The sequence below is a fragment of the Aeromonas allosaccharophila genome, from assembly GCF_000819685.1.
GTDB lineage: Bacteria > Pseudomonadota > Gammaproteobacteria > Enterobacterales > Aeromonadaceae > Aeromonas > Aeromonas allosaccharophila.
On record NZ_CDBR01000025.1, the window covers coordinates 44,627 to 70,622 of the forward strand.

The window sequence follows — 25,996 nt, forward strand, 5'->3', positions numbered from 1 at the left end:
ACCGGATCTGACAATTGTGACCCTCGGAGTGCGGCAGGAGAATCGGTTGTGTCTGTCGGGCTCCGGCCTATTGCAGCACGCTGGGGAAGTTGGTGACCACAACCTGCTCCAGATTGGGCAGCAACAGCCCGGTGCCAACGCCCTTGGCAATGGCCTGATAGCGGTTCATGGAGCCGGTTTTGCGGGTGACCTGATTGAGGTGGTAATTGACCGTGCGCTCGGTGATCCCGAGGATGCAGGCGATCTCGCTGGAGGTCTTCCCTTCACTGGCCCAGAACAGGCACTCGGTCTCACGCTCGGTCAGGGGCTCTTTGCCCACACTGTCCATCATGCTGAACCGCACCACCCGAATGGCCGCATCGAAGATGTAATTGGACATCCAGGAGAGGATCGGCGAGGACTCCAGCAGCAGATCGCTCGAGGCCCGTTCGGCCGTGATGAAGGAGAGAATGCCATTCTCCCCGGCTGCGCCGTGCAGGGGGAAGGAGATGCCGTTGCGCAACCCGAACTCGGCTGCCAACCCCATCACATCCATGCTCCCCTCTTGCAGAAAGCTGGCTCGCTCATCGAGGCGATTCCAGTAGATGGGCAGCGTCTGCTTGCGCGCCAGCTGGATCACCGGATCGCACGCCAGCATGTTGTTCTCGGTATAGGCCTGCACCCAGGAGTCGGGGCAGCGGTTGAACAGCACCACCTTGGGCCTTTGCATCGACATCGGCAGGATCAGGGCAAAGCGGTAGTAGTCGTAGCCCATCCCGAGCGTAAAACGACCAATCAGTTCGGCCAGACAATTGCCATCCGTCACCGAAGTGAAATGTTCGAGGTACTCAAGCAGTTGGTCTCTGTTCATATGAAAGCCCCCTTGGCCAGACATGTGATTATAACGGCGAATAGCAAGATAGAGGGTCCAAAATGTTGGTTTTCAAAGGAAAATTGAGAGAACACCCACGAAATGAGGTGGAAAATGAACTCTATCGCTTTCGAAATCGCGTCTTTTCCGACCGGCTCGGCTGGGATGTGGAGTCACATCGTGGCCTGGAGCGCGACAGCTTTGACACGCCAGACACCCACTGGGTACTGATCGAAGACGAGCAAGGCGTGTGTGGCTGCATCCGGCTGCTCAACTGTGCCGATGCCTATATGCTGCCCACCATCTTCCCCACCGCCCTTGCCGGTGAACGCGCACCACGCAGCCCCGATGTCTGGGAACTGACCCGTCTGGCTATCGATGCCCAGCGCGCTCCGCGCATGAATAACGGCGTCAGCGAACTCACTTGCGTCATCTTCCGCGAGGTCCATGCCTTCGCCCGGGCCCACGGGATCCGCGAGCTGGTCGCCGTCGTCAGCCTGCCGGTGGAGCGCATCTTCCGCCGCCTCGGCCTGCCCATCGAACGACTCGGCCACCGTCAGGCGGTCGATCTGGGCGCGGTGCGGGGCGTTGGCATCCGCTTCCATCTTGATGAACGCTTCGCGCAGGCAGTCTCCCAACCTCTGCTGGGCCACTACCAGACCAGCCATTATCCACTGCAGCAGCCGTCACTGGCGCTGGCAGTCCACTCATAAAAAATCCCGGGAAAACAGACCCGGGATAAACAGATCGCTATGATCCCGCAGGGCTACCCCACGCGGCACCAGAGAGTATCCTCCCTCAGTGGCCTGACCACTACTGTCAAAAATCACAGCGCCGCCCCCGTTTCAGCCACCATTGTTGTCCCGGCCCGGCTGACGTAGAGTCAGCCCTGATACAACGGGAGGGATGGCATGAAAGAGCTGGATTACAAACTGCTGCGGGCACTGGATGCGGTGCTGCAGGAGCAGAACTTCGATCGGGCGGCCAAGTCGCTCCATATCACCCAGTCGGCTATCTCCCAGCGGATCAAGCAGCTGGAGCAGCAATTTGCCGAGCCGCTGCTCATTCGCAGCCAGCCGCTGCAGGCCACCCCGCTCGGCCAGAAACTGCTGGCCCACTACCGTCAGGTACACCAGCTCGAGCTTGAACTGGCAGGGGATCTGACCCCCGACGAGCCGCAGGGGCCGATCCGGATCAGTATCGCCGTCAACGCTGACAGCCTGGCCACCTGGTTCCTGCCCGCCATCGCCCCGCTGCTGGAACTGCACCCCATCGAACTCAACCTGCTGGTCGATGACGAGAGCCGTACCCTCGACAAGGTGCGCGAGGGTCAGGCGTTTGGCGCGGTCAGCCTGCAGCCCCGACCGCTGGCGGGTTGCTGCGTCGACGAGTTGGGGGAGATGAACTACCTGCTCACCGCCAGCCCCGCCTTCGTGGCGCGCCACTTTCCACACGGTCTGACCCGGGAGGCGCTGGCCAGGACACCGGCGGTGGCGTTCGATCAGCGCGATGATATGCATATCAGCTTCATGCGCCGTCACTTCGGGCTGGAGCCCGGCGGTTATCCCTGTCATACCGTTCACTCGTCAGAAGCCTTCGTCGCCATGGCCGAACAGGGGCTGGCCTACTGCCTGATCCCCGAATTGCAGATCAGATCGCAGCTGCAAGCCGGAACACTGGTCAACCTCAGCCCCGACCACATCTTGATGGAACGACTCTACTGGCACCGCTGGGTACTGGAAAAAGGGGTGCACAAACAGCTCTCCCTGCGACTCATTGACCACGCAAGATCGCAGTTGAAACCACGCTGAGCAGGCCATTCACCTTGGCTTTGGAGGGGTAAAAACGTATAGTGCTGGGCGATCCTTCATCAGGTCTCCACCCAGGTTTTCCACTTCAGGTTCCTCACTTATGTTCCAAGACAATCCGCTGCTGGCCCAGCTCAAGCAACAAATCCGCGAAAACATCCCGAAGAAAGAGGGTGTGATCCGCGCCTCGGACCGGGGCTTCGGCTTTCTGGAAGTCGATGAGAAGACCAGCTATTTCGTGCCGCCTCCCTACATGAAGAAGGTGATGCACGGTGACCGGGTGACCGCCCTGATCCGCACCGAAAAAGAGAAGGAAGTGGCCGAGCCGGATACCCTGCTGGAGCAGTCCGTTACCCGCTTCGTGGCCCGGGTCAAGATGTTCCGTGACCGCCTCAACGTGGTCGCCGATCACCCGCTGATCAAGGATGCCATCAAGGCCCGCGTCAAGAAGGGTCTGGATGAGAAAGAGTTCAAGGAAGGGGACTGGGTGGTAGCCACCCTCAAGCGCCATGCGCTGGTTGACGGCAACTTCTCTGCCGAGATCATCCAGAAGATCGCCGCCGAGGAAGATCACAATGTGCCCTGGTGGGTGGTGCTGGCGCGCCACAATCTGGCCCAGATCGAACCGGCTGACTTGCCGGAGTGGAAAGTCATCGAAGAGGAAGAGCTGCCCCGCACCGATCTGACCGATGTCCCCTTCTTCACCATCGATGGTGCCAAAACCAAGGACATGGATGACGCCCTGGCAATCCGCAAGCTGGATAACGGCTGGGAGCTGCTGGTCGCCATCGCCGACCCGACCGCCTATGTGGCCGAAGGGAGCGAGCTGGACAAAGAGGCCGCCCAGCGCGCCTTTACCGTCTACATGCCGGGCCGCAACGTGCCGATGATCCCGCGCACCCTCTCCGACGAACTCTGCTCCCTGAAAGAGGGCGAGGAGCGCAACACCCTGTGCGCCCGTCTGCATATCGCCGAAGATGGCCTGCTGATGGAGGAGACCGAGTTCTTCGTCGCCCGCATCTGCTCCCACGCCCGCCTCAGCTATGACGACGTCTCCGACTGGGCCGAACACGGCAAAGCGCTGACCATCGACGCAGGCGTGCTGGCCCAGCTGCCGCTGATGAAGGCGATGACCGAAGCGCGCATCGCATGGCGCACCAAGCACGCGCTGGTGTTCCCGGATCGCCCGGACTACGACTTCGAGCTGGGCGAGAATGGCGAAGTGCTGGCCATCCACGTCGAGCCGCGCCGCATCGCCAACCGCATGGTGGAAGAGTCGATGATCGCCGCCAACATCTGCGCCGGTCGCGTACTGGGCAAGAGCGTCGGTTACGGCATCTTCAACGTTCACACCGGCTTTGATGAAGAGTCCCTCGACGGCGCCATCGACCTGCTGAAAAGCGCCGAGGCCCCGTTCGAGCGCGACGAGATCGCCAGCCTGACCGGCTTCTGCGCCCTGCGCCGCTGGATCGACAACCTCGACACCCGCTGGCTGGATGGCAAAATCCGCCGCTTCCAGAGCTATGCGCTGATGTCCTCCGAGCCGGGCGCCCACTACGGCCTGGGTCTGGATGCCTACGCCACCTGGACCTCCCCTATTCGCAAATACGGCGATATGGTCAACCATCGTCTGCTCAAAGCGGTCATCGCCGGCAAGACCCCGGGTGAGCGTCCGAGTCAGGAGCTCACTGAACATCTGACCGCCTGCCGCCGCCTGCACCGCATGGTGGAGCGCGATATCGGTGACTGGCTCTATGTCCGTTACCTGAAAGCCGCCGCGGGCACCGATCAGCTGTTCAACGCCGAGATCATCGACGTGATGCGTGCCGGTCTCAAGCTGCGTCTGCAAGAGAACGGCGCCGTGGTCTTCATGCCTGCCCGTCATATCCTCGACAACAAGGATCGGCTGGAGTGCAACTGGGACAACGGCCGCGTCTACCTGGACAAGACCGAAGTGGTCTACGAGCTGGGCCAGATCATCGAGGTCAAGCTGAGCGAAGCGGTGGAAGAGACCCGCTCCCTCATCGCCAAGCCGGCGGTCGCGCTGGTACCGGGCCCGGCACCGGAAGCGCCGGTGGCCGAGAGTGCGCCAGCCGATAGCAGTGAAACGCCTGCGGATGCTGCCACCAAGGCAGAATAAGCCGCGCAGAGTCATCTGATCTGCCCGTGAGCCCGCCATCGTGCGGGCTCTCTTTTTTGCTCCGCATCCTGCCCAGCCCGAGGCCAAAACCACCGCCCCGGGGCACGGTTTTCACCGCGATGGGCGGAGAACTCAGTGAATGTTTCTATGAGCCGCACTGAATGCAACCGTTATGTGCGCTACCTCTCCTTTCTGACATATTAATCAAAGAGAAATAACTATATACTCGCTTGGGTACACCCCAAGGGATATTGGTATGCAGGAATGGGACCCGGAACACTTCACCAACTTCGCTCAGTTATGCGAAGTGAGCCTCGCCACCATCCGTGAAAAAACCGATGCCGAACGCCTTTACCTCTGGCTGAAAGCCCCCGAACCGCAACTCTACAGCTTTCAGCTCGATCAGGGGCTGACCAGACTGGCTCCCGCTCATCTCGAACAGCTGACCCTGCCCCACCATCTGATCGACAAGGCGATGGGCAAGGGGCAACTGGTGATCGAGCAGATCTACCAGCCGCCAGACTCCGGTGAAAATGTCGAGCCAGCCCAGCAGCGGCTGCGCGCCTGCTTCCCCCTCAAACGGCACATGAAACTGGAAGGGGTCATCTATCTGGAGACCCACCGCCGCATCGACCGCCTCTCCTCTCGCCAGCGTCAGGGCATCCAGCTGCTTATTCACTATCTGACTGCCGAACTGAGCAATCACCTGCTCTCTTGCCAGGTGGATCAGGAGCGGGATCAACGGCTCCATACCCAGACCGATCTGGTGCAGAGTCTGGCGCTGCAGGGCTCCTTCCTCAATATGCTGCAGGCGCTGCACATGGTCAGCGTCACCCTCTCCCGCAGCCGCAGCGAAAACGAGTTGCTGCGGGACGCCGTGCTACTGGCCCGCAAGGAGCTGCAATTCGACCGGGTCGCCATCTTCCTGATCGAGCCCGATGGCAAGACCATGCGCGGCACCTGGGGCACCAGCGAAGAGGGCGAGCTGGTCGACGAACATGGGTTCATCAGCCCCATCCCGGATCACCCCACGGTACAGGAGGCGCTCAGGCGCAAAGACTACGTGCTGGTTCTGGAAGATACCCCGCTCTACTACGAGAAGCAGCAGGTAGGCCGTGGCTGGAACGCCATGGTGTCGCTGTGGGATGGCACCACACCCATCGGCTGGATCGCCGCCGATAACCTGCTCTGGCACCGACCGCTCAAGGCCTATCAGAGCGAGATCTTCAAGCAGTATGCCGCCATCCTGTCACAACTGTTGATCCGTCAGCGCACCCAGGAGCAGTTGGAAACCCTCAATCGCCAGCTCGAAGCGCGAGTCACCGAGCGCACCATGCAACTGGCCGAGACCAACCGGGCGCTGGAGGAGGCCAACCGGCGCCTCTCGCTGCTGTCGCTGGAGGATCCCCTCACCGGCATCGCCAACCGGCGCCAGTGGGACATCACCATGCAGCGTGAGTGGGAGTGGGCACGGCGCACCCAGAACCTGCTGGCGGTGCTGATGATCGATGTCGACGAATTCAAGGCCTACAACGACCACTTCGGCCACACCAAGGGGGATGTTTGCCTGCAACAGGTGGCCCATGTGCTGCGGGATGCGGAGCGGCGCAGCACCAATCTGGTGGCCCGTTACGGCGGGGAAGAGTTCGTCGTTCTGCTCTGCGCGCCCCAACCCGGTGAGGCCGAACAGCTGGCCGGACGGATCCACGATGGGCTGGCCCGCTTAAAACTGCCCCATCCCACCTCGCGGGTTGCTGATTTCATTACGGTTAGCATAGGATTTAGCTATCTGGTTCCCTCTCCTGACGAGGCATGGCAGACCCTGACCGAACAGGCTGACCAGGCGCTCTACCACGCCAAGTCACAAGGGAGGGCCCGCACTCTGGCCTATCGGTGATCTCCATGCTGTTGCGTCGTTATCCCATCTTCAATCGTCGCCTGGCTCTGGTGGCCTACGGCATCGACTATCAACTCAGCTCACCGGCCGAATGGCCCTCACTGGCGCAACATTGCCGCCTGCTGGCGCAGGGGCGTCAATATCTGGTGCCGTTCACCCACGAGCAGCTCGATGAGCAGCGCCCGCTGCTGTTTGATCAAGATGTGATCCCGCTGGTTGAAGCGTCGAGCGAACGGCTGCCCAGCTCGTTTCCGGTGCTGGAGCAGTGGCGTGACAGCCGGCGCCGACTGGCAGTGCACGGCGCCAACCGCGATCCACGCTGGTTCGGTGCCAGCCGACTGCTGGTGTTCTGGATGGGCGAAGAGGGGATCTGCCAGCCCACCGAGCACAAGCGGATGGCGCTGGATATCGAAACCTGGGAGGATTTTCTCCCGCTGCGAGAGGCGGGTGTCGACTTCTTTGCTGGCGGTTTTCTCGCCCGCCCGGAACTGGTCAATCAACGGACCAACCAGCCCGACATGGCGCTGGTACAGCAGATCCTCCAGCTTATCTGCCACGAGGAGTTCTCCTTCGCCCAGGTGGCCCGCCTGCTGGAGCAGGATGCCTCGCTGCCCGGCCAGCTGCTCACCTATGTCAACGCCCCGGGCTTTGATCATGCCAGCCCCATCACCTCGGTGCCCCGCGCCCTCTCCTATCTGGGGGAGCAGGAGATCCGCAAGTTTGTGCTGATCAACGGGTTGGCCCGGGTGAGCCAGCATATGCCGGAGGCCTGCACCCGCATGGCCATCGCCCGCGCGCGCTTCTGCGAGCTGATTGCCCTCACCGCGCTGGGCAAGGCGGAGGCAAGCTGGGCCTTTCTGGTCGGGCTGGTCCTCGACGGCTCCATGCTCTCTGCCCCTCTGATGGCCCACCTGCCCAAGAGTGTGAAACGGGCCATCGAGCTGCATGAAGGGCCGCTGTTTCACCTGTTCCAGCTGGTCAGCACCTATGAACAGGGCAACTGGGCGCTGCTGGAGCAGCTTGCCCCCAAATATCAGCTAGACCCGAGCAGACTCACCCCCGTCTATTTTCAGGCGCAAATGTGGGGGCAAGCGTTTCTCACCAGTTAGGAGATGGCAGGACGGTGAGTCACTGGCTAGAATGGGCTCCCTTTTTGCCAGAGGCTCACCCGCACCATGACTCTTTCCGGATTCCAAGGCCTGATCTTTGACCTTGATGGCACCCTGGTCGACTCCATGCCGCTGCACCTCGCGGCTTGGGAGCACACAGCCCGCGAGTTTGGCTTTCACTTCAATGCCGACTGGTTCTATGAACTGGGCGGCATGCCGAGCCGCAAGATTGCCCTGCTGGTGGCACAGGAGCAGCAGATCCCCCTCGACCCGGTCGAAGTGACCCGCTGCAAGACCGCCCACTATGTGGCCAACCTGCACAAGGCGACCGTCTTTCCCGCCATGCAGGCACTGGTCGAGCACTATCACGGCGTCATCCCGATGGGGATCGGCACCGGCTCGCCGCGCGTCAACGCCGAAGCGGTGCTGCGCAACACCGGGCTGGATCGCTACTTCTCTGTGGTGGTCACCGCCGACGATGTAGAGCAGCACAAGCCCAATCCGGATACCTTCCTGCTGGTCGCCCGCAAGCTGGGTGTCGAGCCGTCGGGCTGTCTGGTGTTTGAAGATACCGGCATCGGCGTACAGGCAGGGAAAGCTGCAGGTATGCAGACCTGCATGGTCAAAGAGGGAAAACCGGTCGGTATAGCGGAGTAATGCGGAAAAAAATATCGCCCTGCAAGGGGCGATAACCGGAACCGGCTCTCATACGGGACATGAATGACAATGAGAGCGGCTCCGTCAGCCGCTGACGCAGGGCGCGTCAACGGGGCGTGCGGGGCAGACGATTACTCGTTGTTACCGCCGCCCTGATTGTCATCATAACGACCCGGCGCACCGTGGGGGCGCGGCGCCATGGAGACACGCGGCTTGCGCGCACGCTGGATATTCACCTGCGGACGGCCGGTGTGCATGGCGATGGTGGAGATCTTGGCCTTGTAGACCAGCTGCTGGTTGCCATGGGCATCGGTCAGCAGCACGCTGTACTGGTCGAAACCGCTGATGGTGCCTTCCAGCTTGATGCCGCTCACCAGAAAAATAGCGACCTGACTGCGGTTCTTGCGCAACCAGTTGAGGGCAGAATCTTGCCCGTTCCCGAGGGAGAAGGCTTGCTCGATGGTGGAGTAGCTTGGGGATTCAGTTGTCATAAATTATTGTCCCGCGGAAAAAAAAGTGGCGTTTGATTGTGCTAAATGGGCACTGGCTTGTCAAAGTCATTCTCACTCCCGCCAGCAATAGCGGCCTCCGGGGGCTGGTCGCTGACCAGTACAACTGCGATAATCGCCAGCTCTGGCTCCACCACGGGCCTTATCTGGGGTTTTATCTTGCATCCGGCTTCACACCAACACCACACCACCTATGTCCATGATGCCACTGCCTGCGAAGAGTGTGATCTGCTGATACCGGCCACACCGCTCGAGGTGGGGCAGGCCAGTTGCTGTCCCCGTTGCGGACACACCTTGAGCCGCTACCTGCCGCAGCAGGAGTTGCGCCCGATCGCCTATGGTTTCGCGGCGCTCATCATGTTCGTGCTCGCCAATGCCTTTACCTTTATGTCCTTCTCGGCCAAAGGGATAGGCCAGGAGATGACCTTTCTGCAGAGCATCACCACCCTGGTGGATGAGGGCTATCTGTTTCTCGGCGCGGTGCTGAGCCTGACCCTGATCGGCCTGCCGCTGGTCTACATGGGCTCCATCATGCTAGTGCTGTGGCGGGTCGATAAAGATCTGCACAGCAATGCCCTGCGCTCCCTCGGCCGCCTGCTCTGCCGGATCAAACCCTGGCTGATGGTGGATGTCTTTCTGGTGGGGGTACTCATCTCGCTGGTCAAACTGATGGGGATGGCCGACATCAAGATGGGGCTGTCGTTCTGGGCCTTCGTCGGCTACACGGTGCTGCTCATCAAGATGATCTCCTCGCTGGATCAGATGTGGCTGTGGCAGCGGCTGTTCGGCCCCACCGCACCGCGCGAGATCGACCCTGAAGCGGGGGCTCTGGAATCCGGTCTGGTGGGCTGCCACATCTGTGGCGCCCTGAGCGAGGTGGACAGCCACAGCTGCTCCCGTTGTGGCGGTCACCTGCATGCGCGCAAGCCGGGCGGCCTGAACCGTACCTGGGCGCTGCTGTTTACCTCCGCCATTCTCTATGTGCCCGCCAATCTCTATCCCATCATGGATACGGTGTTTCTCGGCGATGACAGCCCCTCCACCATCCTCGGTGGCGTGGTGCTGCTGTGGGCCATGGGCTCCTACCCCATCGCGGCGGTGATCTTTTTCGCCAGCGTGGTGGTGCCGCTGGTGAAAATACTGGCGCTATTCTGGCTTTGCTATATGGTGCAGCGCGGCAATGTCACCTCCCCCCTCGGCAAGCTCAAACTCTATCGCATGACCGAATTTGTCGGACGCTGGTCGATGATCGACGTCTTCGTGGTGGCCATTCTGGCGGGCCTGATCCGGCTCGACAATCTGATGACCATCTACCCCGGCCCTGCGGCCGTCGCATTTGCAGGTGTGGTGCTGATCACCATGGTCGCCGCCATGAGTTTCGACTCCCGCCTGATCTGGGATTTACAACAAGGAGAACGCGAACGTGAGTGAGCGTAAAAAAAGGTGGAAACCGGGCTCTGACTTTCTGAGCTCTGCCGCCGCAATCTGGATGGTGCCCCTGCTGGCGCTGTTCATCGGTCTCTGGATGCTGTTCCAGCACTGGTACTCCCAGGGCCCAAGCTTCACCCTGACAGTCGCCACTGCCGAGGGCATAGTCGCCGGCAAGACGGTGATCCGCTCCCGCGAAGTGGACGTCGGCCGTATCGAGGCCGTCGAGCTGAGCGATGACTACAGTCATGCCGTGCTGAAAGGACGGCTGACCAATGCTGCCTCCGGCATGCTGCGCGGTGACAGCCAGTTCTGGGTGGTCAAGCCCAGAGTGGGCCGTGAAGGGGTATCGGGTCTTAGCACCCTGCTCTCCGGCGCCTATATCGAGCTCGCCCCCGGCAAGAAAGGTCGGGCGCGGGACGAATACGCCATGCTCGACAAACCGCCGCTCGCCTCCCTCGATGCCAAGGGGCTGCGTCTCACCCTCAGCAGTCGCGACACCCGCGCGCTGGGTGAAGGCTCCCCCATCAACTATCAGGGCTTCACCATAGGTCAGGTGGAAGAGGCGAAGTTCCTGCCGGAAAAGAGCGAGATGCAGTATCAAATCTTCATCCACGCCCCCTATGACATTCTGGTGAGCAGCAACTCCCGCTTCTGGATGACCCCGGGCTTCGAGGTCTCCATGAGCAGCGAGGGGATGAAGGTGAAGATGGATTCACTGGAGAGCCTGATCGATGGCGGCATCACCATGGGTCTGCCACCCGGCTGGGCGCCTGGCGAGCCGGTCAAACAGATGGAAGGGTTCACCCTGTTCCAGGATGAGGCGAGCGTGCTGGCCGGTAGTCTGGATCAGTTCATCGACTACGTCTTCCTGTTCGATGACAACGTCGGTGGCCTTCACCCGGGCGCGGCGGTGCAGTATCGCGGTATCCGGGTCGGTACCGTCATCTCCGCCCCCTACCTCATCGAGGACAAGGGCGTGCAGATCTTCAAGAACCGCCAGATCCCGGTGCTGGCCCGCATCGAAGTGCAGCGCCTCTCCCACCGCTATGCCAAGGCGGAGAAGGATCAGTGGCGCGCCCTGTTCGGCAAGCAGTTCAAGGAGGGGTTGCGTGCCAGCCTCAAGACCTCGAGCCTGCTGACCGGCGGCAAGATCATCGACCTCAACTTCTATCCGGACGCGCCGCGCTTCGAGCAGGCCAAGCTGGCCGGTTATCAGGTCTTCCCCACCGTGCAGGGCGGGCTGGATCAGATCGAGCGCAAGGTGAACCTCATCCTCGACAAGTTTGTCGACATGGACATGGCGACCACCCTGACCAAGGTCAACGGGTCACTCACCACCCTGGATGGCACCCTGAAGAACATCAGTGCTGTCAGCGCCAACCTGAACAAGCTCACCGCCAAGGACGCCACCCAGCAGCTGCCGGCCTCGCTCAACGAGAGCCTCAAGCAGTTGCAGGAAACCTTGCAGGCCTATGATGCCCAGTCGCAGACCAATCAGGACCTGCGTCAGTCGGTGCAGACCCTCAATCAGTTGATGCGCGAACTGCAGCCGCTGGTGCACTCCCTCAACGAGCAGCCCAGCTCGCTGATCTTCGATCGCGCGCATCCATCGGACCCTGAGCCCAAGCGAGGCAAACAATGAAAAAAGAGATCCTGACGCTGGCCCTGCTGGGCCTGCTGGCGGGTTGCAGCAGCCAGCCAAGCCTGCACTACTACTCGCTCGATGCCGACAGCCAGCAACCCGTGACGGCCCCGGCCCAACCGCAGCACCAACTGGTGCTGCGCCCGGTGGCGCTGGCCAGCCAGCTCGACCGGATCAGTCTGGTCTATCAACTGGAAGGGCAAGAGTTGCACTTCACCGAGTACCATCGCTGGGCCGGTGCGCTCGACGATCAGCTCAACCAGCTCACCCTCAATGGCCTCTCCACCCGCCTGCCGGGCTGGGTGGTACGGCAGGATGGCGCCCGCAAGGGGCCGGTGCTGACCATTCTGGTGGAACGCTTTCAGGGCCGTCATGACGGCAGCGCCGTGTTGAGCGGTCGCTGGCGCCTGCTGGCTGAGGATGGCACCGTGCTGCGTGATGCCCCCTTCCGTCAGGAGCGGGTGCTACCGGCCGATGGCTACAACGCACTGGTGAACGAACTGGGTCAGGGCTGGCAACAGCTGCTCGACCAGATCGCCGCCGAGGTACGCCAGAGCGCCAGCTAATCGGCCATCAGCCGATTGCAGAGATAAAAAAACGACGCCAGCTGGCGTCGTTTCACATTGCAGCAACCCCGCGAAAGAGAGGGTTGAGTCTATTTTTGAATCTTCGCAATCTAGCTGAAACCTGATGTCATAACGGAGTCGCACATTTCCGATATTCCGAAGGACTGACCCCCACCCGTTTTTTGAACACCCGCGAGAAGTAGAGCTGATCGTCATAGCCCACCTGCTGACCTATGGTGGCCACCGACATGGGGGTGGTCTGCAGCAGCAGCTTGGCCCGCATGATCCGCTGATCCTCGCGCCAGCGCACTATGCTCACCCCCACCTGCTCGCGAAACAGATGGGCCAGCCGTGACGGGGACAAAAACACCTGCTCGGCCAGCGCCTCCACCGAAATCTCGGCGCAGAGCGATTCGCTCAGGATCTGGCACGCCTGGTGAACCCGGTGATCTATGGTGGGGTAGGCATTGAGGGAGGAGGCTTCATAGCAGCGAATGAGCAGCCGCTCCAGCAGGTTCATGGCCAGCTGTTCCGACATGGGTCGCAGCTGCTGGTGGGTCTCCTCGATGTCGAGGAACAGGGCGTCGAACTCGGCGAGCAAGGCGGCGTCCGCCAGTTGCAGGCGCCCCACCCGCTCCGTCACCTGCGGCCACTTGAGCCAATCAGCCCAGTAGGCCCGCGGCCGGAAATAGACCCAGCGGTGATACCACTCCCGCGCATCCGGCGCCCGGCCGTAATGGTGCACCGCCGCCGGTGGGAACAACAGCAGGTCACCGGGCTCCACGGTGAAGGCCTGCTCCCCCTGGAAGATCTGCCCCTTGCCCTTGATGGTCAGGTTGACGATGAAGCCCTTCATTCCCTGGGGCCGGTCGATGATGAAGTCGAGCGCACTCCCCTGCTCGATGGGGGTCATGCCCGAGACCAGGAAGACATCGAAGGCGTAACCCGGCAGCAGGGGGTTGAGTTGTTTCGGCTTCTCTTTTTGCATCGAGGACATGGCGGAAAACAGCGCTTGGGTAAAAAAATCGGCTTGGGCCATTGTAAAGACTCACCTTGGGAACGCGCTATCCGGCGCTCGGCGCCGTGTGAAATTGGTGAACTGGCTCACAACGGGATATGCCGTGAGCCACGGCGCCACCCTGGCAAGGCCCGCTGAACGCGGGCCTGCATGGTTGGACAGGGATCAGACGCGCGCCTTGCGCACCTGCTTGTAGCGGTCGAACAGCACGGCGGCGAGCAGGATGAGGCCACGCACTACGTACTGGGCAAACGGGGAGATGTTGAGCAGGTTCATGGCGTTCTCCATCAACCCCAAAATCAGCACCCCAGCGATGATGTAGGAGATCTTGCCGATCCCCCCCTTCATGGAGACCCCCCCCAGCACGCAGGCGGAGATCACCACCAGCTCGAAGCCGATAGAGGTCATCGGCTGGCCCGAGGTCATGCGCGAGGCCAGTATGATGCCGGCGATGGAGGCAATCAGCCCGGTCATGGTGAAGATGATGATCTTGGTGCGCACCACGTTGACCCCGGCCAGACGCGCCGCCTCCTCATTACCCCCCATAGCCAGGGTGTTGCGGCCAAAAGTGGTCTTGTTGAGCAGCAGGCCGAACAGCACGAAGCAGACGGCGGTCAGCCAGACTGGGGTCGGAATGCCGAGCAGGGCGGAGTTGCCGAGCTCGAAGAAACGCTCCTCGACAATGCCCACCGCCTTGCCGTCGGAGATGATGTAGCCCACCCCGCGCGCCATCTGCATGGTGGCGAGGGTGGTGATGAGGGCGTTAATCTTGAATTTGGCCACCACTATGCCGTTGATGAGGCCAAACAGCACTCCCACCGACATGCCGGCCAGGATGCCGACCGTGATGCTCTCGGTGGCGTTGATGCCGACCGCGCAGGCGACGCCGGAGCAGGCCACCACGGAACCGACCGACATATCGAACTCTCCGGAGGCGAGGCAGAACAGCATACCGCAGGCCACCATGCCCGACATGGAGACGGCGAGCCCGAGCCCGCGCATGTTGATCAGGCTGGCGAAGTTGGGCACCAGCACGCAGGCCAGCAGGAACAGGATGGCGAAGATCACCAGCATGCCGTATTGATCCCAGACGCGGGCCAGTTGCAGGCGGGAGCCGCTGGCCGCCGCGGTGCTGGCGGCCTGGCCGACTGAGGTAGTAGTTGTCATGGTATTTCTCCTGAAAATTCCGGGTGCTATCTCGTTGCGGTCAGCAGATCAACGGGCCGGCATGGCCAGATTGAGCGCCTTGACCTCGTTGGCCTCATCGTGGGAGAGCTCGCCGGCGATCTCCCCCTCCCGCATGACCATGATCCGGTCCGCGATGCCCAGCACTTCCGGCAGCTCGCTTGATACCACCACCACGGCGATGCCCACCTTGGCCAGATCGTAAATCACGTTGTAAATCTCGTTCTTTGCCCCGACGTCGATGCCGCGGGTCGGCTCGTCGAGCAAGATGACCTTCATGTCCTCGGAGAGCCAGCGCCCCAGAATGGCCTTCTGCTGGTTGCCGCCGGAGAGGTTCATGATGGCCTGATGGGGAGACGGGGTCTTGACCCGCATGTCGCGGATCCGCAGCCTCGCGTTCTCGTCCTCCCACTGCTGGTTGATCCAGAAGCCCCCCCACGCCTTGTGACGGCGGGCGCTGATGTTGATGTTCTCCTGCACCGAATGGATGGGGATGATACCGAGGGCCTTGCGGTCCTCGGTACAGAGCATGATGCCGCTGCGAATGGCGTCGATGGGGCTACCGATGACCACCGGCTTGCCAAACACGGCTATCTCGCCGCTGTGCATCTTGTCGGCGCCGAAGATGATCTTCATCAGCTCGCTGCGCCCGGCCCCCACCAGCCCGAAGATGCCGAGGATCTCCCCGCGCTTGACCTCGAACGACACAGGTGCCTTGAGCCCCGGCCCCATCAGGTTCTCCACCTTGAGGCCCGCCTCGCCGAGCGGCCTTGGGCTGTAGCCATAGATGTCGGTCAGCTCGCGCCCCACCATGGTCTTGACCAGCAGATCCCGGTCCACCTCGGCCATGGAGGCGAAGGTGCGCACAAACTGGCCATCCTTGAATACGGTGATGGCATCGCACAGGGCAAAGATCTCGTCCATCCGGTGAGAGACGTAGAGAATGACCTTGCCCTCGTCCCGCAGCTGTCGGATGACACGAAACAGCTGCTCAATCTCGCGCGACGAGAGACTGCTGGTCGGCTCGTCGAAGGCGATGACGCTGGCATCCCGGGTCAGCGCCTTGGCGATCTCCACCATCTGCCACTGTCCGAGCGACAGGTACTTGAGCGGCGTCTCGGGGGAGACATCCATGCCGAGGCGCGCCAGCTGCCTGGCCGCATCCTGATAGAGCTTCTCCCGGTCGATGATCCCGCGCCGGGTCGGCAGCTGACCGAGGTAGATGTTCTCGGCCACCGTCATCTCGGGCACCAGGTGCAACTCCTGATAGATGATGGCGATCCCGCTCTCCAGCGCATCGACCGTGCTCTGAAAGACCCGCTCCTGGCCGGCCAGCTTCACCACTCCGGTGGTGGGCGACTGGAAACCGCTCAGGATCTTGAGCAGGGTGGACTTGCCCGCGCCGTTTTCCCCCATCAGCGCGTGCACCGTGCCCTGCTGGCAGCAGAAGGAGACGTTCTTCAGCGCCTTGACGCCGGGAAACTCCTTGCTGATGCCGCAAAACTCCAGATAAGGAACTGACTGATTCATGTTTCACTCCAGCCGACCGGCATGGCGCACTCCGCCATGCCGGTCTCGGTGTCAGGGTTTAGATGGCGTCAATCACAGACCTTTCTTCTGCAGCTCGACCTTGAAGTTGTCGCGGGTGATGAGTACCACGTCGGTCACCTCAGTGAACTTGGCCGGCTCGGCGCCGTTGACCACCCAGTCATGGAGCATCTGGATGCTCTTGTAACCGTGCACATCCGGGCTTGGCAGCAGGGAGCCGAGGAAGCCGGTGGCGCTGGACTTGGAGAGCTCGTTCACCGCATCCACCCCGTTGATGCCGATGCCGATGACGTTCTCGGCCTTGAAGCCCTGCCCTTCGGTTGCGCGCACGCCGCCGAGTACCGTGTTGTCATTCATGCCGACGATGAGCCAGTTCTTCACCTCGGGGTGCTGCACCAGCATGGAGTTGGCGGCATCTAGTGCCCCCGGAATGTCGTTGGCCTTGGTCGGCGAGCGGTAGATCTGCCCTTCGGGGAAACCGGCGGCCTTGAGCGCGCTCAAGGAGCCTTCGACCCGGCGACGGGCGGTGTCGAGCTCATCGGCGGTGATGGCGAGCACCCCGGTCGCCTTCACGTCCCACTGGCGTTTTTGCATCTCCTTGTAGAGCTCCTGGCCCTGGCGTTCACCAATCTTGGTGGCGGCCATCATCACCAGCGGCACCTGCTCCATGGGCTGGCCCTTGGCGTTGACGAACTGGTCGTCCACCGTGATGACCTTCAGATCCATGCTGTTGGCCTTGGCCATGATGGCGGCCCCGAGCTTGGGATCCGGGGTACAGATGACGAAGCCCTTGGCGCCGTTGGCCGCCAGGCTGTCGATGGCATTGAGGGTCTTCTCGCCATCGGGGACGGCTATCTTGATCACCTCGAAGCCGAGATCCTTACCCGCCTTGTCGGCGAAGTTCCATTCGGTCTGGAACCAGGGCTCCTCCGGCTGCTTGACCAGATAACCCAGCTTCAGCGCCTCGGCCGAGAAAGCAGAATTTGCCATACCAAGGGCAAACCCCATTGCGATCATGCTGTTAACGATTTTGTTCATGCGAGTGTCTCCAGGTGTTCTATCAATCCATGTATCCACGCAGTGCTGCTCATTGAGTCAATCAAGTCACAGCCATATAAAAACATGCTTAAACAGGACTTTATTGTTGTTGCTAGTTGAGCGAACCAAGTTGTAATCGTTTTCACATGGAAAAATGGAGAGCAGGATCACGCCATGAAATTGCAGCCGTTTTGTCTATGTTTTCAGCAAAATAATCACATAGCGGATCTTCGATGGCCGTCACCCTCTTGTCGGCATAGCGTTTAAATCCATATTTCCAGCAGCCAATGGCTAACCGCCCGTCCGGTCCATCTCCTATGGTTCCTCACCAGTCACCCCTCATTGATGGTCAGGAGCACTTATGTCTGAGCACCCCAGGTCCGAGCAGATCACCATCGGACTCGATTTCGGCAGCGATTCGGTCAGGGCACTCGCCGTGCGCTGCCACGACGGCACCGAGCTGGCAACCCAAGTCGTCTATTACCCGCGCTGGCAGGCTGGTCATTACTGTCAGTCGGTCACCAACCAGTTTCGCCACCACCCCCTCGACTATCTGGAATCCATGGAGCAAGCGGTGGTGGCGGTGGTGAGCCAGCTCACCCCGAGTCAGCGCGCCGCCGTGCGCGGCATCGGGGTGGACAGCACCGGCTCCACACCGGCCCCCATCGACGAGGAGGGCCGTGTGCTGGCCCTGCGCCCGGAGTTTGCCGACAACCCCAACGCCATGTTCGTGCTGTGGAAGGATCACACCGCCATCGAGGAGGCCGAGGCCATCACGGCGCTGTGTCACGGCGGCCGGTTCCCCGACTACAGCCGCTACATCGGCGGGGTCTACTCCTCCGAGTGGTTCTGGGCCAAGATACTGCACGTCTCCCGCAGTGACGCGGCCGTGCGCGCCGCCGCCTGCAACTGGATCGAGCTGTGCGACTGGGTTCCCGCCATCCTGAGCGGTACCCAGGTCCCGGCCGACATCCGGCGCGGGCGCTGCTCCGCCGGCCACAAGTCCCTCTGGCACCCGAGCTGGGGCGGCCTGCCCCCCGCCGAGTTTCTCAACGCGCTGGACCCGCTGTTGACCGAGGATCTCGACTACCCGCTCTTTACCAACAGCTGGACCGCCGATCTGCCGGTCGGCACCCTGACCCCGGAATGGGCGGAGCGACTGCACCTATCCTGCGAGGTGGTGATAGCCGGCGGCGCCTTTGACTGCCACATGGGGGCGGTGGGAGCCGGGGCCGGCAACAATGCGCTGGTGAAGGTGATAGGCACCTCCACCTGCGACATCCTGATCGCCGACGAAGCCACCATAGGTGATCGCGCCATTGCCGGGATCTGCGGCCAGGTGGACGGCAGCGTGGTGCCGGGCATGGTGGGGCTGGAGGCGGGACAATCGGCGTTCGGCGACATCTACGCCTGGTATCAGCGCCAGCTCGGCTGGCCGCTGGAGAGCCTCGCCGCCCAGTACCCCGAGCTGCGCACCGCCATCGAGGCCCACAAGCGGGAACTGTTGCCAAGCCTCGCCGCCGCCTGGGAGCAGCAGCGCGATCTGGCCCACCTGCCGGTGGTACTCGACTGGTTCAACGGTCGCCGCACCCCTTACGCCAACCAGCGCCTGCAGGGCACCCTCACGGGCATCAACCTCGGTACCGATGCGCCCGATCTCTTTGGCGCCCTGGTGGCCTCCACCGCCTTCGGGGCCCGCAGCATCATGGAGTGCATGACCAGTCAGCAGGTGCCGGTGGAGCAGGTGATCGCCCTTGGCGGCATCGCCCGCAAGTCAGCCACCGTGATGCAGACCTGCGCCGACGTGATGAACAGGCCCATCCAGGTGGTGGCCTCGGATCAGTGCTGCGCTCTGGGGGCGGCCATCTTTGCCGCCGTGGCGGCCGGTATCCACGCCGATGTGGCCAAGGCCCAGCACCACATGGCGAGCGCCGTGGAGCGCACCCACCAGCCTGACCCCGAGCGGGTCGCCGAATACGAGCGTCTCTACCAGCGCTACCTCACCTGGGGCGCCGCCGCCGAGCCGCTCTACAACCGGGGGATACCGGCATGAACCTCCAGATGCTCAAGGAGCAGGTGCTCGTCGCCAACCTGGATCTGCCGCGCCACGGCCTGGTGACCTTCACCTGGGGCAACGTGAGCGGCATCGACCGGGAACAAGGTCTGGTGGTTATCAAGCCGAGCGGCGTCAGTTACGAGCGGATGCGGGTCGAGGACATGGTGGTGCTGGATCTGGCGGGCAAGCAGGTAGAAGGCGCCTTGCGCCCCTCCTCCGACACCGCCACCCACCTGGTGCTCTATCGCGCCTATCCCGAGCTTGGCGGCGTGGTGCACACCCACTCCACCCATGCCACCGCCTGGGCCCAGGCGGGGCGTGCCATCCCCATTTTCGGTACCACCCAGGCCGACTACTTTCACGGCGAGATCCCCTGCTCTCGCCTGCTCACCCCGGGGGAAGTCGAGGAGGATTACGAGGGGCTGACCGGTCATCTCATCGTCGAGACCCTCAAGCAGACCCCCATTCTCACCATGCCGGGGGTGCTGGTGGCCAACCACGGCCCCTTCAGCTGGGGCAAGAGTGCCGAAGACGCGGTGCACAACGCCGTGGTGCTGGAGGAGGTGGCGCGCATGGCCTGGCTCACCGGCCAGATAAACCCCGCGGCCCGCCCCCTGCCCGATTACCTGCAGGAGAAGCACTACCAGCGCAAACATGGCAAACACGCCTATTACGGCCAGACAAAAGCATAATGAGGACACCAAGATGGAATTGATGAAACAGCTGGAAGTGTGGTTCCTGGTCGGCAGCCAGCACCTGTATGGCGCCGTCACCCTGAAGCAGGTGGCCGATCACGCCCACACCATCACCAGCCAGCTCAACGAGCACGCCGGCCTGCCGGTCAAGATAGTGCTCAAGCCCACCGGCACCACCCTCGACGAGATAAGCGCGGTAGCCCGCGATGCCAATCACGACCAGCGCTGCATCGGGCTCATGGTGTGGATGCACACCTTCTCCCCCGCCAAGATGTGGATCCCGGCCCTCAGCCAGTTGCAAAAACCCCTGTTGCAGTTCCACACCCAGTTCAACCGGGATCTGCCCTGGAGCGAGATCGACATGGACTTCATGAACCTGAACCAGACCGCCCATGGCGGCCGTGAGTTCGGTTTTATGGGGGCCCGGCTGCGGCTGCCGCGCACCGTGGTGGTCGGTCACTGGCAAGATGAAGAGGCCCACCGCAAGCTGGGCAACTGGATGCGTGTCGCCGCCGCCATTCACGACAGCCGCCACCTGAAGATCGCCCGCTTTGGCGACAACATGCGCAACGTGGCCGTCACAGAGGGCGACAAGATTGAGGCCCAGATCCAGTTCGGCTATCAGGTGAACTACCACCCGGTCGGCGATCTGGTGAAGGTGATCGACGCCGTGCCCGCAAGCGACATCGAGGCGCTGCTGGCCGAATACGAAGAGAGCTACACCCTGACCGAGGCGGTGCAGGCGGGCGGGCCGCTTCGCGCCTCTCTCTATGAGGCTGCGCGCCAGGAGCTGGGGATGAAGAAGTTCCTCACCGACGGCGGCTTTGGCGCCTTCACCACCACCTTCGAGGATCTTCATGGCCTGCACCAGCTGCCGGGGCTCGCCTGCCAGCGCCTGATGCAACAAGGCTTCGGGTTCGGGGCGGAAGGGGACTGGAAGACGGCCGCGCTGCTGCGCACCCTCAAAGTGATGGGAACCGGTCTTGCGGGCGGCACCTCCTTTATGGAGGACTACACCTACCACCTGGAGGCAGGCAATAATCTGGTGCTGGGGGCTCACATGCTGGAGGTCTGCCCCTCCATCGCCGCCGATAAACCCGTGCTGGATGCCCAGCATCTGGGCATAGGCAAGAAGGCCGACCCGGCCCGCCTGCTGTTTGCGGCCCCCGCCGGCAAGGCGGTCAACGCCAGCCTGATCGATCTGGGCAACCGCTTCCGGCTGGTGGTCAATCAGCTGGAAGTGGTGGACTTGCCAGAAGCCATGCCCAAGCTGCCGGTGGCCAGCGCACTGTGGAACCCCATGCCGGATCTGCAGACCAGCGCCGAGGCCTGGATCCTGGCCGGCGCCGCCCACCACTCTGTGTTCACCCAGTCGGTAGACATAGAGCAGCTGCGCACCTTCGCCGACATCATGGGTATCGAGTTTGTGGTCATCGACGAGCACACCCGCATCCCCGAGTTCAAGCAGACGCTGCAGTGGAATGAGGTTTACTACAAAGTGTGCAACTAATTAACCAGTGGATGACTCACGATTTGTCACAGTGGGTTTCTGCCCATATAAAAAAACGACGCCAGCTGGCGTCGTTTTTTTATGGGCGAGTGTCAGGTGATGACTCACGCCTTGGCGGGCTGGCTCAGGCGAGCAACCGCTTCCACATGCATGGAGTGCGGGAACATATCGACCGGCTGCACCTCGTCCAGCACGAAGCCCTGCTTGACCAGCCAGGCGAGATCGCGGGCCAGGGTCTGCGGGTTGCAGGAGACATAAACCAGACGACGGGGCGCCATGGCGACCAGGGTCTGCAGCACAGCCTTGTCACAGCCTTTGCGCGGCGGATCCATCACCACCACATCAGCAGTCACACCCTGGGCGTGCAGTTCGGGCATCAGCTGCTCGGCCTTACCGACGTGGAATTCGGTGTGTTCGATGCCGTTGAGGGCCGCGTTGCGGCGGGCATCGCTGATGGCGCTCTCCACCGACTCGATCCCGACTACCTTGGCGGCCTTGCCTGCCAGGAACAGGGAGATGGTGCCGATACCGCAATAGATGTCGAACACTGTCTCGTTGCCGGTCAGCTCGGCATACTCGAGGGCGCTGGAGTAGAGCACATCGGTCTGGGTCGGGTTGTTCTGGAAGAAGGAGAGCGGCGAGATCTCGAACTCGAGTTCGTGGATCTTGTCGCGGATCACCCCTTCGCCCAACAGCACCCGGTTGGTAGCGCCCAGAATGCGGTTGGTGCGCTCATCGTTGATGTTCTGCACCAGAGTGGTAACCGGCAGATCGCTCAGGGCCGCCAGCAGCTCGGCTTCGAACGGCAGCGCCTCACCCAGGGTTACCAGCACGACCATCAGCTCGCCACTCTTGAAGCCCTTGCGGGTCATCAGGTTGCGCACGCAGCCGGTGTGGTTCACTTCGTCATAGGCCGCAATGTCGTGCTCGCGCATCCAGTTGCGCACCCGAGCGTTCAGCTCCACGTGCAGTGAGTCCTGCACCGCACAGTCATCGGCGGTGATGAGATCGTGGGAGTGCTTGCGATAAAAACCGATCTCGGCACCCACTTCACAGCTGCGCACCGCATATTGCGCCTTGTTGCGATAGGCGAACGGGCTCTCCATGCCAAGGATATCCTTGACCGGAGTGTCACCCAGCCCGGCCTGCTCCAGTGCGCTCTGCACCAGTGCCTGCTTGAGCTTGAGCTGGGCCGGATAGGCCAGCGGGCGCACCTGACAGCCACCGCACTCGGTGTTGGGGCAGAAATCGGCAACCCGATCAGCAGAGGGCTGGAGCAGCTCGGCGACCTTGCCGTGCAGATAGTTCGGCTTGACCTCGGTCAGCTCCACCAGCGCCTGCTCACCGGGCAGCAGACCTTCGACAAACAGGGGGCGATCGAACAGGCGTCCTTTGCCATCTCCTTTGTCGGTCAGTTCCAGGATCTCGATCTGGTGTTGATGTCCCACTAACGGCATGAGCGGCTCCAAAAGTACTAAAAATGGGGGGTGATGAACGCGGCAGAGCCATGCCCATCGAGAAAAGGTGGCAGAGTTTAGCGGAGATCCGGCCAAATTGCAGGCATAAAAAGCCTGCTTGTTGTAATGGTCATTACCCTGACCATCTGCCGGGCGTTGCCACCTTTCGGGTTGCGGCAAATTTAGCCCTTGGGCCATAACGCCCAGCCTGTTAAAATTCCGCCCTTGAAATTATCCTGGGCCCCGCGCCCGTTCTAGCTAAGGTCTACCGCGATGCGTACCAGCCAATATCTGCTTTCCACTCTCAAGGAAACCCCCTCCGACGCTGAAGTTGTCAGCCACCAGCTGATGCTGCGCGCCGGGATGATCCGTAAACTGGCCTCCGGCATGTATGCCTGGTTGCCAACCGGTCTGCGGGTACTGAAGAAAATCGAGAACATTGTTCGCGAAGAGATGAACAATGCTGGTGCCGTCGAAGTCTCCATGCCGGTGGTGCAACCCGCCGAGCTGTGGCAGGAGTCCGGCCGCTGGGATGACTACGGTCCCGAGCTGTGCCGTCTGACCGACCGTCACAACCGTCCCTTCGTGCTGGGCCCGACCCACGAAGAGGTGATCACTGCGCTGGTGCGTTACGAAGTGAACAGCTACAAGCAGCTGCCGCTCAACCTCTACCAGATCCAGACCAAGTTCCGCGACGAAGTGCGCCCCCGTTTCGGCGTGATGCGTGGCCGCGAGTTCCTGATGAAGGATGCCTACTCCTTCCACATCGACAAAGAGTCTCTGGTCGATACCTACGAGAAGATGCACGCCGCCTACTGCAAGGCGTTCACCCGCATGGGCCTGAACTTCCGTCCGGTGCAGGCCGATACCGGCTCCATCGGGGGTACCGGTTCCCACGAATTCCAGGTGCTGGCCGAGAGCGGTGAAGACTTGATCGCCTTCTCCGACAGCTCCGATTACGCCGCCAACATCGAGATGGCCGAAGCGCTGGCACCGGCTGGTGAGCGCGCTGCCGCCAGCGCAGCCCTGACCAAGGTTGCCACCCCGAACGTCCACACCATCGATGAAGTGGCCGCCTTCCTGAACGTGGCACCGACCGCCATCGCCAAGACCCTGCTGGTACTGGCAGAGGAAGATGAGCACGGCAAGCAGGCCGTCATCGCGCTGGTACTGCGTGGCGACCACGAGCTGAACGAGATCAAGGCCGAGAAACTGGCTGGCGTGGCCAACCCGCTGACCTTCGCCAACGACGAGCAGATTAAAGCTGCCGCCGGTTGCGATGCAGGCTCCATCGGCCCGGTCGGCTTTGCCGGTCGCATCATCGTCGATCGCAGCGCTGCCCATCTGGCTGACTTCGTCTGCGGCGCCAACGAGACTGGCTTCCACCTGACCGGTGCCAACTGGGATCGCGACATCGCTACCTATGAAGTGGCCGACCTGCGCAACGTAGTAGAAGGCGACCCGAGCCCATGCGGCCAGGGCAAGCTGCTGCTCAAGCGCGGTATCGAAGTGGGCCACATCTTCCAGCTGGGTACCAAGTACTCAGAAGCGATGAAGGCGAGCGTGCTGAACGAAGGCGGCAAGTCCGTCACCATGGAGATGGGTTGCTACGGTATCGGGGTTTCCCGTCTGGTGGCGGCGGCCATCGAGCAAAACAACGACCAGTACGGCATCATCTGGCCGGACGCCATCGCTCCGTTCGAAGTGGCCATCGTGCCGATGAACATGCACAAATCCGAGCGCGTGGCCGAGCAGGCACAGCAGTTCTACGCCGAGCTGAAAGCCGCTGGTGTGGACGTGCTGTTCGACGACCGTAAAGAGCGTCCGGGCGTGATGTTCGCCGACATGGAGCTGCTGGGCATCCCGCATGCCATCGTCATCGGCGATCGCGGTCTGGACAACGGCGTGGTCGAGTACAAGTGCCGCCGCTCCGGCGAGAAGCAGGAAGTCGCCATTGGCGACATCATCGCCATGCTCAAGGCCAAGCTGGGCCGTTAATTCCGCCCCCTTGCCTGAATAGAAAAGCGCGCCGTTTGGCGCGCTTTTTGTTTCTGTATGTTCTGACGACGGCAACCGGATGGCGGGCTTCGCCTCAGGGATTGCGACCGATAAAGAGATCGGTCACGTGGCAGCTGCTTCTGGCTTCCAGTGCGTCGAGCATATAGGCCGCCGCATCTTCCGGGGTCATGAAACCGCTCGGATCCACATGATCCGAGTTGTCCCAAAATTCGCTGCGGATCCCGCTCGGGTAGAGGTTGACCAGCCGCAGCGGCGAGCCTTTCAGCTCGGCGCGCAAGGATTCGAGAAAGCCACGCATCCCCCATTTGGAGGCGCAGTAGAGGCTCTCGTTGGCCTTGCCCACCTGCGCGGCGGAGGAGAGCACGTTGGCCAGCACTCCGCCTTTATCGCCGATGAGCCGCACCGTCTGCTGGGCCACCAGAATGGTGGAGATGAGATTGCTCTCCACCACACGGCGGATCTGCTCGGCGGTGTAGACACCGACCGGGCCGAATTCGCCCACCCCGGCGCAGTGCAGCACCAGCTCGGGCAAGCCGCCCCACTCCACCGCAGCGGCGAAGGCGACGTCGACCTCTTCATGGTGCGCCAGATCGGCAGCGATGCCGATCACCGCACTACCGAGCAGTTGCTCCTGCTCCTGCAGTCGCTGATAACGGCGCCCCATCATGGAAACCTGATGGCCCCGCTCAACCAGACCTATGGTCAGGGCCCGGCCCAGACCGGAACCGGCGCCAGTGACTATGATGTGCCCCATTATCCCTCCTCGTTGCCAGCTGATGGCCATATTGGAAAATAAACTCACAGTCCATAAACCAGCCGACCGTCAATGCGCTGCTCGATGTTGGCGACGCGTCGTCAGAC

21 protein-coding genes are annotated in these 25,996 nt (G+C 61.9%); 13 read left to right on the top strand and 8 right to left on the bottom strand.

Features of this window, described 5'->3' with window-relative positions; genetic code table 11:
- Nucleotides 1-67 precede the first annotated feature (67 nt).
- Nucleotides 68-850 (bottom strand): LuxR family transcriptional regulator, encoded by a 783-nt coding sequence (locus BN1115_RS05490; RefSeq protein WP_042656381.1) that lies wholly within the window; start codon nt 848-850, stop codon nt 68-70.
- 62 nt (nt 851-912) lie between these two features.
- Here BN1115_RS05490 and BN1115_RS05495 point away from each other — a divergent pair, with 62 nt between their 5' ends.
- The 6 genes from BN1115_RS05495 to BN1115_RS05520 all read left to right on the top strand — a co-directional run bounded on the left by BN1115_RS05495 (nt 913) and on the right by BN1115_RS05520 (nt 8,461).
- Nucleotides 913-1,563, top strand: coding sequence for an acyl-homoserine-lactone synthase (locus BN1115_RS05495; RefSeq protein ID WP_042656382.1), 651 nt, complete (start codon nt 913-915; stop codon nt 1,561-1,563).
- 198 nt (nt 1,564-1,761) lie between these two features.
- Complete coding sequence (locus BN1115_RS05500; protein WP_042656383.1) at nt 1,762-2,661, top strand: LysR family transcriptional regulator ArgP; 900 nt, start codon at nt 1,762-1,764, stop codon at nt 2,659-2,661.
- 100 nt (nt 2,662-2,761) lie between these two features.
- The gene (locus BN1115_RS05505) at nt 2,762-4,798 is read left to right on the top strand and encodes an exoribonuclease II (protein ID WP_042656384.1); all 2,037 of its coding nucleotides are present in this window, start codon (nt 2,762-2,764) and stop codon (nt 4,796-4,798) included.
- A 256-nt stretch (nt 4,799-5,054) separates the two neighbouring features.
- A complete protein-coding gene (locus BN1115_RS05510) occupies nt 5,055-6,695 on the top strand; it encodes a sensor domain-containing diguanylate cyclase (protein ID WP_042656385.1) in 1,641 nt (546 codons plus the stop codon).
- Between the two features lie 5 nt (nt 6,696-6,700).
- Entirely contained in the window at nt 6,701-7,804 is a 1,104-nt protein-coding gene (locus BN1115_RS05515) for an EAL and HDOD domain-containing protein (protein ID WP_042656448.1), read from the top strand.
- 66 nt (nt 7,805-7,870) lie between these two features.
- The gene (locus tag BN1115_RS05520) at nt 7,871-8,461 is read left to right on the top strand and encodes an HAD family hydrolase (RefSeq protein WP_042656386.1); all 591 of its coding nucleotides are present in this window, start codon (nt 7,871-7,873) and stop codon (nt 8,459-8,461) included.
- A gap of 131 nt (nt 8,462-8,592) precedes the next feature.
- On the opposite strand, the gene hfq is transcribed toward BN1115_RS05520, so the two are convergent.
- On the bottom strand, nt 8,593-8,952 hold the full coding sequence (hfq, locus tag BN1115_RS05525) for an RNA chaperone Hfq (protein WP_005335772.1): 360 nt from the start codon (nt 8,950-8,952) through the stop codon (nt 8,593-8,595).
- Between the two features lie 177 nt (nt 8,953-9,129).
- Here hfq and BN1115_RS05530 point away from each other — a divergent pair, with 177 nt between their 5' ends.
- From BN1115_RS05530 to BN1115_RS05540, 3 genes are read left to right on the top strand one after another with little or no spacing between them, the layout of a single operon-like run.
- The gene (locus tag BN1115_RS05530) at nt 9,130-10,401 is read left to right on the top strand and encodes a PqiA/YebS family transporter subunit (RefSeq protein WP_042656387.1); all 1,272 of its coding nucleotides are present in this window, start codon (nt 9,130-9,132) and stop codon (nt 10,399-10,401) included.
- A complete protein-coding gene (gene pqiB, locus BN1115_RS05535; RefSeq protein ID WP_042656388.1) occupies nt 10,394-12,043 on the top strand; it encodes an intermembrane transport protein PqiB in 1,650 nt (549 codons plus the stop codon). Before BN1115_RS05530 ends, pqiB begins: the two co-directional genes overlap by 8 nt.
- Nucleotides 12,040-12,609: a PqiC family protein gene (locus BN1115_RS05540; protein ID WP_042656389.1), complete on the top strand. Its 570-nt coding sequence runs from the start codon at nt 12,040-12,042 to the stop codon at nt 12,607-12,609. Before pqiB ends, BN1115_RS05540 begins: the two co-directional genes overlap by 4 nt.
- Before the next feature lie 127 nt (nt 12,610-12,736).
- On the opposite strand, the gene araC is transcribed toward BN1115_RS05540, so the two are convergent.
- From araC to BN1115_RS05560, 4 genes are all read right to left on the bottom strand, one after another.
- Entirely contained in the window at nt 12,737-13,648 is a 912-nt protein-coding gene (araC, locus tag BN1115_RS05545) for an arabinose operon transcriptional regulator AraC (protein WP_042656390.1), read from the bottom strand.
- Between the two features lie 144 nt (nt 13,649-13,792).
- Nucleotides 13,793-14,794 carry an L-arabinose ABC transporter permease AraH gene (gene araH, locus BN1115_RS05550; protein ID WP_042656391.1) on the bottom strand — a complete coding sequence of 334 codons (1,002 nt, stop codon included), beginning with the start codon at nt 14,792-14,794 and terminating at the stop codon, nt 13,793-13,795.
- Nucleotides 14,795-14,842: 48 nt separating this feature from the next.
- Nucleotides 14,843-16,342 (bottom strand): L-arabinose ABC transporter ATP-binding protein AraG, encoded by a 1,500-nt coding sequence (araG, locus tag BN1115_RS05555; protein WP_042656392.1) that lies wholly within the window; start codon nt 16,340-16,342, stop codon nt 14,843-14,845.
- Nucleotides 16,343-16,414: 72 nt separating this feature from the next.
- Nucleotides 16,415-17,398, bottom strand: a complete 984-nt coding sequence (locus tag BN1115_RS05560) for an arabinose ABC transporter substrate-binding protein (protein WP_011705778.1) — start codon at nt 17,396-17,398, stop codon at nt 16,415-16,417.
- Between the two features lie 361 nt (nt 17,399-17,759).
- On the opposite strand from BN1115_RS05560, the gene BN1115_RS05565 reads away from it, so the two are divergent.
- The 3 genes from BN1115_RS05565 to araA are packed head-to-tail and all read left to right on the top strand — an operon-like array spanning nt 17,760 to nt 21,659.
- On the top strand, nt 17,760-19,451 hold the full coding sequence (locus tag BN1115_RS05565) for a ribulokinase (RefSeq protein WP_042656393.1): 1,692 nt from the start codon (nt 17,760-17,762) through the stop codon (nt 19,449-19,451).
- Nucleotides 19,448-20,146: an L-ribulose-5-phosphate 4-epimerase gene (locus tag BN1115_RS05570; RefSeq protein WP_042656394.1), complete on the top strand. Its 699-nt coding sequence runs from the start codon at nt 19,448-19,450 to the stop codon at nt 20,144-20,146. The genes BN1115_RS05565 and BN1115_RS05570 overlap by 4 nt, the downstream gene beginning before the upstream one ends.
- 13 nt (nt 20,147-20,159) lie before the next feature.
- The gene (gene araA, locus BN1115_RS05575) at nt 20,160-21,659 is read left to right on the top strand and encodes an L-arabinose isomerase (RefSeq protein ID WP_042656395.1); all 1,500 of its coding nucleotides are present in this window, start codon (nt 20,160-20,162) and stop codon (nt 21,657-21,659) included.
- 104 nt (nt 21,660-21,763) lie between these two features.
- Here araA and rlmD read toward each other — a convergent pair whose 3' ends face one another.
- Nucleotides 21,764-23,116 carry a 23S rRNA (uracil(1939)-C(5))-methyltransferase RlmD gene (gene rlmD, locus BN1115_RS05580; protein ID WP_042656396.1) on the bottom strand — a complete coding sequence of 451 codons (1,353 nt, stop codon included), beginning with the start codon at nt 23,114-23,116 and terminating at the stop codon, nt 21,764-21,766.
- A 273-nt stretch (nt 23,117-23,389) separates the two neighbouring features.
- On the opposite strand from rlmD, the gene BN1115_RS05585 reads away from it, so the two are divergent.
- Nucleotides 23,390-25,114: a proline--tRNA ligase gene (locus BN1115_RS05585; RefSeq protein ID WP_042656397.1), complete on the top strand. Its 1,725-nt coding sequence runs from the start codon at nt 23,390-23,392 to the stop codon at nt 25,112-25,114.
- A 94-nt stretch (nt 25,115-25,208) separates the two neighbouring features.
- Here BN1115_RS05585 and BN1115_RS05590 read toward each other — a convergent pair whose 3' ends face one another.
- Nucleotides 25,209-25,889: an SDR family oxidoreductase gene (locus tag BN1115_RS05590; protein WP_042656398.1), complete on the bottom strand. Its 681-nt coding sequence runs from the start codon at nt 25,887-25,889 to the stop codon at nt 25,209-25,211.
- Between the last annotated feature and the right edge of the window lie 107 nt (nt 25,890-25,996).

What these genes read in the sequence shown, in the direction of transcription:
- BN1115_RS05490 (WP_042656381.1), bottom strand. Translation starts at nt 850, where the DNA reads ATGAACAGAGACCAACTGCTTGAGTACCTCGAACATTTCACTTCGGTG.
- BN1115_RS05495 (WP_042656382.1), top strand. Translation starts at nt 913, where the DNA reads ATGTTGGTTTTCAAAGGAAAATTGAGAGAACACCCACGAAATGAGGTG.
- BN1115_RS05500 (WP_042656383.1), top strand. Translation starts at nt 1,762, where the DNA reads ATGAAAGAGCTGGATTACAAACTGCTGCGGGCACTGGATGCGGTGCTG.
- BN1115_RS05505 (WP_042656384.1), top strand. Translation starts at nt 2,762, where the DNA reads ATGTTCCAAGACAATCCGCTGCTGGCCCAGCTCAAGCAACAAATCCGC.
- BN1115_RS05510 (WP_042656385.1), top strand. Translation starts at nt 5,055, where the DNA reads ATGCAGGAATGGGACCCGGAACACTTCACCAACTTCGCTCAGTTATGC.
- BN1115_RS05515 (WP_042656448.1), top strand. Translation starts at nt 6,701, where the DNA reads ATGCTGTTGCGTCGTTATCCCATCTTCAATCGTCGCCTGGCTCTGGTG.
- BN1115_RS05520 (WP_042656386.1), top strand. Translation starts at nt 7,871, where the DNA reads ATGACTCTTTCCGGATTCCAAGGCCTGATCTTTGACCTTGATGGCACC.
- hfq (WP_005335772.1), bottom strand. Translation starts at nt 8,952, where the DNA reads ATGACAACTGAATCCCCAAGCTACTCCACCATCGAGCAAGCCTTCTCC.
- BN1115_RS05540 (WP_042656389.1), top strand. Translation starts at nt 12,040, where the DNA reads ATGAAAAAAGAGATCCTGACGCTGGCCCTGCTGGGCCTGCTGGCGGGT.
- araC (WP_042656390.1), bottom strand. Translation starts at nt 13,648, where the DNA reads ATGGCCCAAGCCGATTTTTTTACCCAAGCGCTGTTTTCCGCCATGTCC.
- araH (WP_042656391.1), bottom strand. Translation starts at nt 14,794, where the DNA reads ATGACAACTACTACCTCAGTCGGCCAGGCCGCCAGCACCGCGGCGGCC.
- araG (WP_042656392.1), bottom strand. Translation starts at nt 16,342, where the DNA reads ATGAATCAGTCAGTTCCTTATCTGGAGTTTTGCGGCATCAGCAAGGAG.
- BN1115_RS05560 (WP_011705778.1), bottom strand. Translation starts at nt 17,398, where the DNA reads ATGAACAAAATCGTTAACAGCATGATCGCAATGGGGTTTGCCCTTGGT.
- BN1115_RS05565 (WP_042656393.1), top strand. Translation starts at nt 17,760, where the DNA reads ATGTCTGAGCACCCCAGGTCCGAGCAGATCACCATCGGACTCGATTTC.
- BN1115_RS05570 (WP_042656394.1), top strand. Translation starts at nt 19,448, where the DNA reads ATGAACCTCCAGATGCTCAAGGAGCAGGTGCTCGTCGCCAACCTGGAT.
- araA (WP_042656395.1), top strand. Translation starts at nt 20,160, where the DNA reads ATGGAATTGATGAAACAGCTGGAAGTGTGGTTCCTGGTCGGCAGCCAG.
- rlmD (WP_042656396.1), bottom strand. Translation starts at nt 23,116, where the DNA reads ATGCCGTTAGTGGGACATCAACACCAGATCGAGATCCTGGAACTGACC.
- BN1115_RS05585 (WP_042656397.1), top strand. Translation starts at nt 23,390, where the DNA reads ATGCGTACCAGCCAATATCTGCTTTCCACTCTCAAGGAAACCCCCTCC.
- BN1115_RS05590 (WP_042656398.1), bottom strand. Translation starts at nt 25,889, where the DNA reads ATGGGGCACATCATAGTCACTGGCGCCGGTTCCGGTCTGGGCCGGGCC.